This window comes from Stenotrophomonas sp. 05L44_2 (assembly GCF_056665995.1).
Genome location: NZ_JBFTNR010000018.1, coordinates 1 through 12,487, shown reverse-complemented (window position 1 = coordinate 12,487; position 12,487 = coordinate 1). Strand labels below are relative to the sequence as shown.

The 12,487-nt window shown below is 67.1% G+C and carries 13 protein-coding genes; 9 read left to right on the top strand and 4 right to left on the bottom strand.

Going from position 1 to position 12,487, the window contains the following annotated elements; translation table 11 throughout:
* Window positions 1-166: 166 nt before the first annotated feature.
* The 4 genes from AC1VAN_RS01230 to bfr all read left to right on the top strand — a co-directional run bounded on the left by AC1VAN_RS01230 (window position 167) and on the right by bfr (window position 2,045).
* Complete coding sequence (locus tag AC1VAN_RS01230; protein ID WP_025874624.1) at window positions 167-790, top strand: RNA pyrophosphohydrolase; 624 nt, start codon at window positions 167-169, stop codon at window positions 788-790.
* Window positions 791-798: 8 nt separating this feature from the next.
* Window positions 799-1,089 carry a hypothetical protein gene (locus AC1VAN_RS01225; RefSeq protein ID WP_312965556.1) on the top strand — a complete coding sequence of 97 codons (291 nt, stop codon included), beginning with the start codon at window positions 799-801 and terminating at the stop codon, window positions 1,087-1,089.
* A gap of 135 nt (window positions 1,090-1,224) precedes the next feature.
* Window positions 1,225-1,434, top strand: a complete 210-nt coding sequence (locus AC1VAN_RS01220; RefSeq protein ID WP_032951724.1) for a (2Fe-2S)-binding protein — start codon at window positions 1,225-1,227, stop codon at window positions 1,432-1,434.
* Between the two features lie 140 nt (window positions 1,435-1,574).
* Window positions 1,575-2,045, top strand: coding sequence for a bacterioferritin (bfr, locus tag AC1VAN_RS01215; RefSeq protein ID WP_025874625.1), 471 nt, complete (start codon window positions 1,575-1,577; stop codon window positions 2,043-2,045).
* A 1-nt stretch (window position 2,046) separates the two neighbouring features.
* On the opposite strand, the gene AC1VAN_RS01210 is transcribed toward bfr, so the two are convergent.
* The 3 genes from AC1VAN_RS01210 to AC1VAN_RS01200 are packed head-to-tail and all read right to left on the bottom strand — an operon-like array spanning window position 2,047 to window position 6,809.
* Entirely contained in the window at window positions 2,047-4,251 is a 2,205-nt protein-coding gene (locus AC1VAN_RS01210; RefSeq protein ID WP_480985120.1) for an ATP-binding protein, read from the bottom strand.
* Window positions 4,252-6,147, bottom strand: a complete 1,896-nt coding sequence (locus AC1VAN_RS01205) for an EAL domain-containing protein (protein ID WP_312963949.1) — start codon at window positions 6,145-6,147, stop codon at window positions 4,252-4,254.
* 44 nt (window positions 6,148-6,191) lie between these two features.
* Window positions 6,192-6,809, bottom strand: coding sequence for a DUF4126 domain-containing protein (locus AC1VAN_RS01200; RefSeq protein ID WP_480985119.1), 618 nt, complete (start codon window positions 6,807-6,809; stop codon window positions 6,192-6,194).
* Window positions 6,810-6,987: 178 nt separating this feature from the next.
* On the opposite strand from AC1VAN_RS01200, the gene AC1VAN_RS01195 reads away from it, so the two are divergent.
* From AC1VAN_RS01195 to ampE, 5 genes are all read left to right on the top strand, one after another.
* Window positions 6,988-7,731: a DUF6776 family protein gene (locus tag AC1VAN_RS01195; RefSeq protein ID WP_480985118.1), complete on the top strand. Its 744-nt coding sequence runs from the start codon at window positions 6,988-6,990 to the stop codon at window positions 7,729-7,731.
* A gap of 4 nt (window positions 7,732-7,735) precedes the next feature.
* Window positions 7,736-8,200, top strand: a complete 465-nt coding sequence (locus tag AC1VAN_RS01190) for a bactofilin family protein (protein ID WP_025874630.1) — start codon at window positions 7,736-7,738, stop codon at window positions 8,198-8,200.
* Window positions 8,201-8,231: 31 nt separating this feature from the next.
* Window positions 8,232-8,624, top strand: coding sequence for an iron-sulfur cluster insertion protein ErpA (erpA, locus tag AC1VAN_RS01185; RefSeq protein WP_025874631.1), 393 nt, complete (start codon window positions 8,232-8,234; stop codon window positions 8,622-8,624).
* Between the two features lie 141 nt (window positions 8,625-8,765).
* Window positions 8,766-9,698, top strand: a complete 933-nt coding sequence (nudC, locus tag AC1VAN_RS01180) for an NAD(+) diphosphatase (protein ID WP_025874632.1) — start codon at window positions 8,766-8,768, stop codon at window positions 9,696-9,698.
* A 94-nt stretch (window positions 9,699-9,792) separates the two neighbouring features.
* Complete coding sequence (gene ampE, locus AC1VAN_RS01175) at window positions 9,793-10,680, top strand: regulatory signaling modulator protein AmpE (RefSeq protein WP_312966031.1); 888 nt, start codon at window positions 9,793-9,795, stop codon at window positions 10,678-10,680.
* Between the two features lie 551 nt (window positions 10,681-11,231).
* On the opposite strand, the gene rodA is transcribed toward ampE, so the two are convergent.
* Window positions 11,232-12,308, bottom strand: coding sequence for a rod shape-determining protein RodA (rodA, locus tag AC1VAN_RS01170; protein ID WP_032976536.1), 1,077 nt, complete (start codon window positions 12,306-12,308; stop codon window positions 11,232-11,234).
* Window positions 12,309-12,487 lie beyond the last annotated feature (179 nt).

Below are 12,487 nucleotides of genomic sequence, written 5' to 3'. Positions count from 1 at the left end.
CCAGCATTATGAGTGCTGTGCTCTAACCGGCTGAGCTACATAGCCTTGGTGAGCCCGCTATTCTGCTGATGTGTACAAGGACTGTCAACACCTTTGTATCGTGCTTGTGGCCCGACAGACGGCATGGGATAGTCCCAACCAGTAGATTTTCTTAGGAGTCCGCATCGTGATCGATCCGGACGGCTATCGACCGAACGTCGGCATCGTGCTGATGCGGCAGGACGGGCAGGTGTTCTGGGCACGACGTGTGCGCCGGGATGGCTGGCAGTTCCCGCAGGGTGGCATGAACACCGACGAGACGCCTGTCGAGGCCATGTATCGTGAACTGCAGGAAGAGACCGGGCTGTTGCCGGAGCACGTTGAAGTGCTTGGGGCGACACCGGGCTGGCTGCGTTACAAGCTGCCGGCGCGTGCCATCCGCCGCAATGAACGCCAGGTCTGCATCGGCCAGAAGCAGGTCTGGTTCCTGCTGCGCCTGACCGGTGATGAAGCCCACGTCAGCCTGGACCATACCGACTCGCCCGAGTTCGATCATTGGCGCTGGGTCGACTTCTGGTATCCGGTGGAGCATGTGGTGGTGTTCAAGCGTGGCGTCTATGCGCGCGCCCTGCGACATCTGGCGCCGTTGGCCCAGGGGGTGGCGGGGCAGGGCATCAGTGCCATGCCCAAGAGCGCTGCCGAGGCCTGGATGCCAGGCCACGCGGCCGGCCACGACAGGCCCAGGAAGCGCACGCCCATGCGCGGCGGGTACTGGCCGCGGAAAGCAAAGGGTGAACCGGGAGCCGTTTGACGGGCAGGTTGCGCAAAGAGCGGGCCGAACGGTCGCAACGCACGTCTGCCGGGTATTTCCGGCAGCAACTGGCTGTCCGTCTGGCAAGCCTCTCCTGGCTGTTGTTGAGCGCGGTGGTCCTCGGCGACATCGCATGGATGCCGCTTGGGCTGGGCGTTTGCCTCGCCTTCGCGACCTGTGCGGGTGCGCTGTTCCTGGCGGACTACCTGCTGCGGGTGAGAGCGGCAGGTGGTGGTGTGCAGTGGCTGATCGTCTTCTTCAGTACACCGGTGCTGGCGCTTGGGCTGTTGTCCCTGTAGCCGCCTCGTACCGTGTGGATCCGACGGTACTCTGAACCGTATCGAGAATGGTTCAGGTCTCTGATTGACAACCATTCTCGTTTCCATTGGAATAGCGACCAGGCCGCTACTGGCCTGCTGCCCTGGTTCCCGCCCGTGTACGTCTGCATCTGCAACGGTGTTACTGACCACCAGATCCGCGAAGCCGCCAGCCATGGCGTCACGTCGGTGGCCGAGCTGACCATGCGCACCGGATGCGGCGCCACCTGCGGTTCCTGCCTGGACATGGCCGGCGAACTGCTGGCCAAGGCGCGTGCCACCCACGATCTGCCGTTGCCGGTGTTGGGCCTGGCGCAGGTCGCCTGAGTCGTTTCGCGGCGCGTTGACGCCACGCTCTCMTGGTCTTCATTGCTGGCCGCAGTGGCCAATGCGCACGATTCGCGTTCCTTCACGCGCGCGCGCAAGGCGCTACAGTGCCCGCGATTTCAGCGTGCAGGAGCATCCCCATGAAGGGCGACACCAAGGTCATCGAATTCCTCAACAAGGTCCTCTACAACGAGCTGACCGCGATCAACCAGTACTTCCTGCACGCCAAGATGCTCAAGAACTGGGGCATCAAGGAACTGGCCGAACACGAGTACAAGGAATCGATCGAGGAAATGAAGCATGCCGACATGCTTGCCGATCGCATCCTGTTCCTTGAAGGCCTGCCGAACTTCCAGGCGCTGGGCAAGCTGCGCATCGGTGAGAACCCGACCGAGATCCTGCAGTGCGATCTGTCGCTGGAACGCGATGGCGTAGTCACCCTGCGCGAGGCCGTGGCCTATGCCGATTCGGTCGGCGACTATGTCAGCCGCCAGCTGTTCGTGAAGATCCTCGACTCCGAGGAAGAGCACATCGACTGGCTGGAAACCCAGCTGGAGCTGATCGAGCGCATCGGTGAGCCGAAGTACCTGCTGAGCAAGCTCGAAGAGTGATTCAACGGGCCTGGCCGGCGAGGTAGCCGGTCAGCGCCACGCGCGCGCGGGCGAACTCCGCCACCAGCAGCGCCACTGCCACGGCAGGGCGCTGCAGGCTGCCACTGCGGGCTTCGAGTTCGATCCGCCGCGCCACCGCTGACAGCGACAGCGCGCCGACGTTGGCGCTGGAGGATTTCAGGCTGTGCGACAGCGCCTGCAGGCGTTCGATGTCGTTGCCCTGCGCCGCCTGCTGCAGCTGCTGCACCAGCTGCGGTGCATCTTCCAGGAACACCGTTACGATCTGCGCGGCGGCATCGCCGATCACCGCCTGCAGTTCATCCAGCACACTGCGATCAAGCACCGGCTGTGGAATCGGGATCGCGCGCGTTCGTTCATCGTCCAGGCTTTCGCCGTCGGGCACGCTCGGGGTTGCGGCAGGTTGCACGGGTTCCGGCAGCGGTGCATGTCCGCGATCCACGGAAACCCGGCCCCAGCGCTGCAGCAGCGCATGCAGCGCTTCACGCGTGATCGGCTTGGAAAGATAGTCGTCCATGCCCGCCTGCAGGCAGCGTTCGCGATCACCGGCCATGGCGTTGGCGGTCATCGCGATGATCGGCAACCGCGTGCGCCCGGCTTCGGCTTCCTCCCTGCGCCAGCGCTGTGTCGCGCTGTAGCCGTCGAGCACCGGCATCTGGCAATCCATCAGCACCACGTCGATTCCACCTGCGCGCAGCAGTGCGAGGGCCTGCTCGCCGTCGGCGGCATTGCGCACCCGGCACTGGAAGACCCGCAGCAGGTGCTCGGCCACCATCCGGTTGACCGTGTTGTCTTCGACCAGCAGCACATGCAGATCCAGCGGTGGCAGCGCGGCGGCCGGCCTGGCGTCTTCGGCGTTGGCCAGCAGGGCTGCGGGTCGCGCGGTAGCGGTTGGCTGCGCCAGCAGCGCGTGCAGGTCGGCATCGTTGAATGTGCTGTGCAGCTGCTGCTGGCGCGGCCGTGCTGCAACCGGATCATCCTGCAGCCACAGCACCTGCAGTGCGTCGTCGGCACCGCGCTCGGCCAAGGCGCGCTGCAGGGCCACCTCGCCATTGCGGCGGTGGCGCGCGTCGACCAGCAACCATGCCGGTGTGCTCTGGCCCGGGCGTGGTGCTGCGCGCAGGCGTTCCATTGCCTCATCAATGCTGGCCAGCGGCTGCACCTGCAGGCCGTGGTGCGCGGCGATGCGTTCGACGCGTGGCTGCAGCTGTGCATCGGCGGTGTACAGCAGCAGCGCTGCCGGCGAGCGGGCCAGCGCCGGCAGGTCGCCGGGAACCTTCAGCAGCGGTATTTCAAACCAGAAGGTTGCGCCCTGGCCTGGGGTGGAGTGCACGCCGATATCGCCATGCATCAGGTCGGTGATGCGCTTGCAGATGGCCAGGCCCAGGCCGGTGCCACCGTAGATGCGGGTGGTGGACGCGTCGGCCTGGCTGAAGGACTGGAACAGCCGCGCCTGCAGGGCCTCATCGATGCCGATGCCGGTGTCGACCACTTCGAAACGCAGCTGGTGCTGGGCGGGGCCTTCGCCCAGCCGCTGCACGCGCAACTGCACCTGGCCGCGTGCGGTGAACTTGATGGCATTGGCCAGCAGGTTGCCCAGGACCTGGCGCAGGCGCACCGGGTCGCCGCGTACCGGCAGGCGCACGGCCGGATCCAGTTGCAGGCTCAACGTCAGGCCCTTGGCCTCGGCGGCGCGCTGCAGCAGCTGCACCACGCCATCGAGCAGTTCGCGCAGGTTGAAGCTGGTGATCTCCAGCTCCAGCGCCTGGGCTTCCAGGCGCGAGTAATCGAGGATGTCATCGACGATGCGCAGCAGCTGCTGCGAGCTGGCCGAGGCGGTGGCCAGCATCTGCCGCTGGTCTTCGCCGAGCGGGCCGCGGGCAATCAGCTCCAGCATGGGCAGGATGCCGTTGAGMGGCGTGCGGATTTCATGGCTCATGKTGGCCAGGAATTCGCCCTTGGCCAGCACGGCTGCTTCTGCAGCCTGCTTGGCCTGCAGCAGCTGATGTTCCAGCTGGCCCTGGCGCTCGGTGGTGCGCCGCAGCTGGTCGCGTTCACTGGTCAGGGTGATGCGTTCGCGCTGCAGTGCCGCCAGCGCGCGATTGCGCGAACGCAATCGCAGGCCCAGTACCAGCAGGGCGACGATGGCCAGCGCCAGCACCGCCAACAGCGCGACCGTCGGTGACACTCAGAGCACCGCGTTGTGGAAGTCGAAGTTCAGGTCGCTGCCGGCCGACTGCACCATGTTGCCCTGGATGTAATCGACACCGCCGACCCACATCGCGGCCGCTGCCTGCGGGTCCTCGATCTGCTGGCCGATGATCTGCAGGCCGGCTGCATGCGCCTGCTCGATCGATCGGCGCAGTTCTTCGCGCGTATCGGGGTTGGAGTGGCTGCTGGAAAAGCGTGCGGCCATGCGCACGAACGACAGTGGCAGCTGGGTGAGCAGCGCCAGGGCTTCGCTGCCCGGTTCGAACTGGCTCAGGCAGAAGCGCACGCCGACGCTGGCCATGCGCTGGCAGAACTGCTGCAACGGCACGGTGTGGATCAGTGCATCGGGCAGGCGCACGTCGATCACCAGCGCGCTGCCGGGCAGGCGGCGTTGCTGCAGTGACTCCAGCAGCCAGTCGGCGAAGGCATCGCGCTGCAGGGTACGCAGCGACTGCGAGACGAACAGGTTCAGCGGCTGGGTGGCGTGGCGATACAGGTCGAGCAGGCCCATCGCATGCTCCAGCACCTGCTGGTCGAGGTCGGCGATGCGGCCGGCCGCCTCGGCTGCCGGAATCACCTGGCCGGCGGTCAGCACGCTGCCATCGGTCCGGCGCAGGCGCAGCAGCAACTGGTACTGCGCGCTGCTGCCGCCGGCGACGGCGACGATCGGCTGGTAAGCGAGCTCGAGCTGGCCTTCCAGCAACGCCAGGTGCTCCTGCTCGGTCGTGACCTGGCGATGCACGTGGCCGGCAACGCCGGCGCTGAGCAGGCGTGCCTGCAGGGTGGTACGTTCGACTGCTTCCAGGGCGCTGCTGGCATCGTCGAAACCCGGCGACAGCGGCGCGTAGCCGACCACGCCACGCAGGTGTACCGACTCGTCGTCGCGTATCACGAAGGCGCGCGCGGACAGCTGCTCACGCAGGGTGCCGGCGATCGCTTCCAGGCTGTCCTCATCGGCGTTGCGCGCCAGCAGCAGGAAGCTGTTGTCGTTCAGGCGCGCCAGCAGGTGCGGATGGCCAGCCTCGGCAAGGCGTTGCCCGGCCTGCACCATCAGCCGCTCGAAGGCCGCATAGCCATAGCGCTCGCGCAGGCCCAGCGCGCTGGAGATTTCCACGAAGAACACGCCACCGCGGTCGTGCTGGGCCAGCGTCGCGTTGAGTTGCTGCAGCACGTGGTGGCGCGTGGGCAGCCCGGTTTCCGGGTTGCTGGTGGCCGGTGCACCGTTGGCACCGGGCAGGGTCGCTGCCTGCGCGCGTGCGCGGCGGATACGGTTGGCCACCGCGGCAATCAGGTGGCGCGGCCGGATCGGCTTGCTCAGGTAATCGTCGGCACCGCAGTCGAGCACTTCGAACTGGCGCTCCGGATCCGGGTCGCCGCTGAGGAAGACGATTGGCAGCAGCTGCATGCCGGGCTGCTGGCGGATCATCGCGGTCAGCCGCATGCCATCCAGCCCGGGCAGGTGCAGATCCATCAGGATCAGGTCAGGGCGTTGCTCGCGGATGGCCTGCTGCACGCCATCGGCATCGCCGAGCACGATTGCCTGCATGCCGGCGCCATGCAGCACGCTCTGTGCGAACAGCGCCTGGGCACGATCGTCTTCGACGATCAGCACGCGGTAGGGCGAGTCGGCATCGACAGGCGGGATGTCACTGTTGCCCGCCTCGGGCAGTGCGGCGGTGGAGGGCAGGGGCGGCGGAGCCGCCAGTCGCGCGCCGTCGCCGGGCACCGACAGGGCGGGTGCCTCTGACACCGCCAGTACTGCTTCGGCAGGCGTTGCCGCAGCCGAGGGGGCGGCCCAACGTTGCCAATGATCGGCCGGAGGGGTTTCAGCGCGTCCCGGGCGGGGGCCCGCGACGGATTCGTTTGCGGCCATCGATGCTCCTGGTGTTCGCGGCCATTATGCGACAAGCCAGCCGATCAGCCGGTACGCGGTTGCCGTTGTCCGTCGTCGCTGCCGCCACGTGCCAACCAGCGCACGCTTTTCCACAGGGTGCGCCAGACCAGCCAGACCAGCAATGCGCCGGCCAGGCTGCAGGCCAGCACCACCACCAGCGCGATCCATGGATGCGCCAGCGCGAGCGCCAAGCCGCCGATCACCACGGTATCTTCGGCCGCAGAGGCGACCCAGTTGCTGGCCGGTTCCGGTGAGGTGTTGAGCAGGGCGCGGGTGCCGGCCTTCAGGCCATGGCTGGCCAGCGCAACGCCCGCGCCGGCGACCAGTGCACCGGTGCCCAGGTCGCCATCGGGCGACAGTGTCGCTGCCGCGAGGAAAGCGCCGGCGGGCACGCGCGCCAGGGTCTGCACCAGGTCCCAGGCTGAATCCACGCCGGGAATCTTGTCGGCGAAGAATTCGGCAATGGCCAGCGCCGCCGACGTGCCGAGCACCCACCACGACTCGGTGGCCTGCAGCGCCGGTGGCAGGTCGACCCAGCCGAGCAGGCCGGCGATGCCGACGCCGAATACGGTGRGGTAAACGCGGATGCCGGCCAGCCAGGCCAGCAGGATGCCGATCACGAACAGGTGGGCTTCGGTCATGGCGGGCTCCGGCGGCGGAACTGTGCGGGGTGCCACACTATCGACCATGGAGTGGCTGAATGCCACCGCCTGGTACCGGCCGGCACCGGGGAAACCTGCCGTTCCTGTCATACACTAGCCCGTCGTTTGCCCCAGGGGCCGTACTGGCGGCGCTTCGGCGCTGCCACGGAGACTACCCATGAACAACCGCCCTCCCATGCGCGTGCAGGTCCGCCTTCCCGGTGCCGCGCAACCACCCGCCGACCGCCGTCGCCTGCTGGTGATCGCCGGCATCTGGCTGCTCAGCCTGGTGCTTGCGGTGCTGGGTGGCTGCTGGCTGGGCACGCCGCGCGGTGAACAGGGCCAGCGCGTGCAGGCTGCCGAGAAGCGCGCCGATACGCTGCAGACGCAGCTGACCGAACTGCGCCAGAAGCAGGCCACGCTGSARGCGTCGGACCGCATCAGCCGSGCCGCCAACAAYGARGTGCAGWCCTCGYTGGSYGAGCGCGATGAAGAGATCGCCGGCCTGCGCGCTGACGTCGCCTTCTACGAACGCCTGGTGGGCTCGACCAGCCAGCGCAAGGGCCTGAACACCCATTCGATTGAATTCAGCCCGGAATCGGCCGGCACCTGGCAGTACAGCGTGGTGCTGACGCAGAACCTCAACCGCGGAGCGATCAGCCAAGGGCAGATGCGTTTCACGGTGGAAGGCGTGAAGAACGGCAAGCTGGCCACCATCAGCTGGGACGAGCTGCACCAGCGCAGCAAGGTGCCGGGACAGGATTACTCGTTCCGGTACTTCCAGCAGCTCACCGGCAGCGTGATGCTGCCGGCTGACTTCACCCCGCAACGGGTGAAGGTGACATTGGGGAGTGGTGCGGGGGGCACCACGCAGGTATTCGACTGGAAACAGGCCGGCGCACCGGCCAGCAAAGGGGAGTAGGCAGATGTTCGGAAGCAGCAAATCCAGCCGTGATGGCCAACTGGTGGTGGATGCCCTGATCGGCAACCAGGTGGTGATCCGTGGCGATGTGGAATTCAGTGGTGGCCTGTACGTGGAAGGTCGCATCCACGGCAAGGTGATTGCCCAGGAGGGCGCCAGCGCGGCGACCCTGACCCTCGCCGAGCATGGCGTGATCGAAGGCGAGATCCGCGCCCAAGTGGTGGTCATCAGTGGCCGCCTGGACGGCGATGTCCATGCCACCGAGAAGGTCGAACTGACCCCGAGTGCGCGGGTCAACGGCAATGTTCACTACCAAGTGGTGGAAATGAATGCGGGTGCCCAGCTGAACGGCCGGCTGATCCATGCCAGCGCCCCGATGCAGGCCCTGCCGGCGCCGGAAGGCGAAGCGTCCGCTGACGGCAAGGGCGACACCGCCGCCCGCCGCAAGCTGGCCGAGGCGATGGCTTGAAAGCCAGCGCCGGCGCCCCCATGCTGAGCCCATGAACACGCTCGTCTCCCTCCCCGGCGCCACGCCGGCCGCCGCGCCCGACTACCAGTCGCTGGATCGGCCGCTGAACTTCACCGAGGCCGCTGCGGCCAAGGTCAAGGAACTGATCCAGGACGAGGGCAACCCCGACCTGTCATTGCGTGTGTACATCGAGGGTGGCGGCTGTTCGGGCTTCCAGTACGGGTTCGAGTTCGACGAGAACCGTGCCGGCGATGACCTGGCGGTGCAGACCAGCGGGGTCACCCTGCTGGTCGATCCGCTCAGCCTGCAGTACCTGATGGGTGCCGAAGTGGATTACACCGAGAGCCTGACCGGTGCGCAGTTCGTGATCCGCAATCCGAACGCCAAGACCACCTGCGGCTGCGGCAGCAGTTTCAGCATGTAATTGCAGGGCGTGGGGCATGCACCCCGCGCGCTGCCTTCGCTGGATCCACGCCATGCGTGGATGACCGTTACTGCAACCACAGGCGGGTTTCTGCACAGTCTGCGGCTTGCCACCTGCCGTGATTGGCGGCAGGCTAGCTGGATGCTCAATTCTCCTTCGCCGCTTTCCGGTTTTGCCTTCGTGGGTGAACCGTTGGAGCGCGCCGATGCCATGCGCGAAGATGCCGATGCTCTGGCGCGCCTGTGGCCCGATGCGCGCATTCTTGTCCTGGACCAGGACGGCACCGCCTTCACCGGTGATGACGACCAGCCGCTGGCGTTGACCGGCGCCGATGTCGGTGGCGGGCCGGGTGTCGCGATTTTCCTCGGCCTGCGTGGCGAGCAGGCGTGGTTCTCGGTGGAAGCGGCCAGCGTGACGGTCACCGCGCCACGCCGGCTCGATCTGCGCCAGGCCGCGCTGCTATGGACCGTGGCCGATGCGACCGCCTTCAGCTACGCCCGTGGCATGTCCTACTGGCAATCGCGTACCCGCTTCTGCGGTGTCTGCGGCAGCGCCGTGACGTTCGCCCGGGGGGGCTTCGTCGGCCGCTGCCCGCAGTGCGCGACCGAACACTATCCGCGCGTCGACCCGGCCGTGATCGTCGCGGTTGAAAACCAGGGCCGGCTGTTGCTGGGCCGCCAGTCCAACTGGGCGCCGCGCCGCTATTCGGTGCTGGCCGGCTTTGTCGAGCCGGGCGAGACCTTCGAGCAGACCGTAGCGCGCGAAGTGCACGAAGAGAGCAAGGTGCGGGTGACCGCCTGCCAGTACCTGGGCTCGCAGCCCTGGCCGTTCCCCGGCGCATTGATGGTCGGATTCCGTGCGCAGGCACACGACGACGTGCCGACCGTGGATGGCGAACTGGAAGACGCGCGCTGGTTCAGCGCCGAGGAAGTTGGCGCGGCCCTCGCGCGTGACGTCGAGGACGATGGAGAAGGCATCCGTCTGTCACCGCCGATTTCCATTTCGCGGGGCCTGATCGAGCATTGGTACCGCCAGCAACCGGCATCCGGCGGTGCCAGCATTGCCGCCACCTGAACACGCTGCCGGTTACAGTACGGTTCACCGCTGACGGCGACGCTGCGACAGGTAAGGTAGCGACGCCGAACGCTCGCTCGTAGGGAGACCTGCCATGTTCACCACCCTGGTCGCCGTGTTGGTGGCACTGGCCCTTGGCCATGTCGCCCCGGCCGCTGCCGCGTCGCTGCGCCGTTTCGACGGCTTCCGGCGTTGGCTGGGCTGGCTGGACGCGCGCGGTGGTCGGGCCTGGCAGGGGGCCGCCGGCGTGGCGCTGGCGATCGTACCCCCACTGCTGCTGATGGCGCTGGTCGCCTGGCTGCTGCGCGGGGTGCTGTTCGGCCTTCCGGCGCTGCTGCTGGGCGTGGCCGTGCTGGCCTGGTGCTGGGGCCCGCGCGATCTGGACCGCGACATCGAGGCGATCATCGATGCCGACGATGCGCCGACCCGGCAGGCGGCGGTACGCAACCTGCAGCCGGCCGGTGGCAGCCTGCGTGAGGATGTTCCTTCACTGGTCGAGGCGACCGTGCTCAACGCCCTGCGGCGCTGGTTCGCGGTGCTGTTCTGGTTCCTGCTGCTGGGCCCGGTGGGGGCTCTCGGTTATCGCCTGCTGGCACTGATGGCGGAAAGCCCGATGCGTGCGCGCGTGCCGGTGGAGCCGCTGGCGCTGGCACAGCGGCTGCTGGGCTGGATCGAGTGGCCGGTGGCGCAGTTGATGGCGTTCTCGATGGCCCTGGTCGGCAACTTCGACACGGCCTGGAAGGCATGGCGCCAGGCGCATGGTGAGCGCTTGGCCGGTGGCATTGGTTTCCTGGGTGCGGTGGCGCGTGCCAGCGTCAATGCCGAGCTGCGCGAGGACGCTCACGATTACACCGAAGCGGGCCTGCTGCCGGTGTGGCAGCGGTTGCCGGACCTGCGGGATGCGATGAGCCTGGTGTGGCGGATGCTGCTGCTGTGGCTGGCGGTGCTGGCCCTGCTGGTGATCGCGGGCTGGGTGACCTAGTTGTGCTTTTCTGCAGGGCTTGCCGCCCTGCACCCGCTGGAAGCAACTGCAACTGCAACAGCGGCTCTGGATTTCTGTGGGTTTGGTGGGGGGTGTGGGGCTGCAGGACACGCCGTTAACCCATCCATGGGGGCTCGATGGCGCCATCCATGGCGCCAACGGTTCTGCAGCCCCACGCCGCCCCACCCCCGACAGTTTCCGATGACGGCCAGTAGATCCACGCCATGCGTGGATGCCGAGCGGAGCGACCCGCTTCGGCTTTTGATCTTCTCTTTCTTTTCCGTGGTGGACGCGCACGGAAATTGTCCGTGGCCGGGCGGGATGGGTTTGCGGGGGGTGTCCGCGGCATGGATGCCGCGGACAAGCCTCCAGGGGTGAGGGCGCTTTGATTGCGAAGCACTGCTTCGCAAGCGCCCGAACGCCCAGCCGCCAGCGGCTGGGCCGGTCTGGGGATTCACGGCGTCCCCCGCAAACCCATCCCGCCCGGCCACCCCAGGGCTTCTGCCTTCAAACGCCGCCCACCACGAGGGGCTGCGCCGTTGGCTGGAAACCTACGCGTGCACCGGCCGATGCCCCCGCACCGCCATCACCAGCCCGATCCCCGCCAGCAACGACACCGCCGAGGTGCCGCCATAACTGATCAACGGCATCGGAATGCCCACCACCGGCAGCAATCCGGAAATCATTCCGCCGTTGACCAGCACGTACACGAAGAACGCCAGGCCGAGGCTGCCGGCCAACAACCGCGCGTGCGTGTCGCGTGCCTGCACCGCGATCGACAGGCAACGCCCGACCACGAACAGATACAGGGCGAACACCACCACCACGCCAATCCAGCCGAATTCCTCGGCCAAAACCGAGAACGCGAAATCGGTGGTGTACTCGGGCAGGAAATCCAGCGTGGCCTGTGTGCCGTGGCCCCAGCCGCGCCCCTGCATGCCACCCGAGCCGATGGCGATGCGCGACTGCAGGATGTTCCAGCCGGTGCCCAACGGATCGGCAGCCGGATCCAGGAAGGTCAGCACGCGATTCTTCTGGTATTGCCGCAGCAGCCCGAACCACGCCAGTGGCGCAGCCACCGATACCGCACTCAAGCCGGCCACCACCCAGCGCCACTGCAGTCCAGCCAGCAGCAACGCAAACACGCCACTGGCCGTCACCAGGGTGGCGGTACCCAGGTTGGGCTGCATCAGGATCAGCACGGCTGGCACCCCGATCAGGACCGCTGCCGTCAGCACCGTGCGCGGCGATGGCGGCAGCGGCTGGCGGTGCAGATACCAGGCCATCATCAACGGCAGGCTGAGCTTGAGCAGTTCCGAAGGCTGCAGGTAGAACACGCCGAGGTTGAGCCAGCGCTGCCCGTATTTGCCGGTGCCGATCACGTACACCGCCATCAGCGGCAGCATCGACAGTGCATAGATCGCCGGCGTCCACGCGCGCAGGCGCAGCAGCGAAACCCGCGACAGCAGCCACATCGCTGCCAGGCCACCGGCAAAGCGCATCGCCTGCCCGTGCACCGGCCCGTTCACGCTGTGCAGCACCGCCAGGCCTGCGCCCATCAGGATCAACAACGCGATCAGCAACGGCAGATCGATCGTGCGCAGCGCCTCACGGCAGCCACCAAGCATTCGTTTCCATTTCACCCGCGGCACGGTAGCAACCGGCGCTTTCGCGAAGCTGTCAGCGCTGTTTGACGCTATCGACTCCTTCGGCGACAACTGCCTTGGGCGCCCGGATTTTTCGGGTTTCAAACAATTCTGATTGGAGCCGCAAGGGCCCCGTGCACATCATGTGCGGCCACCGACAA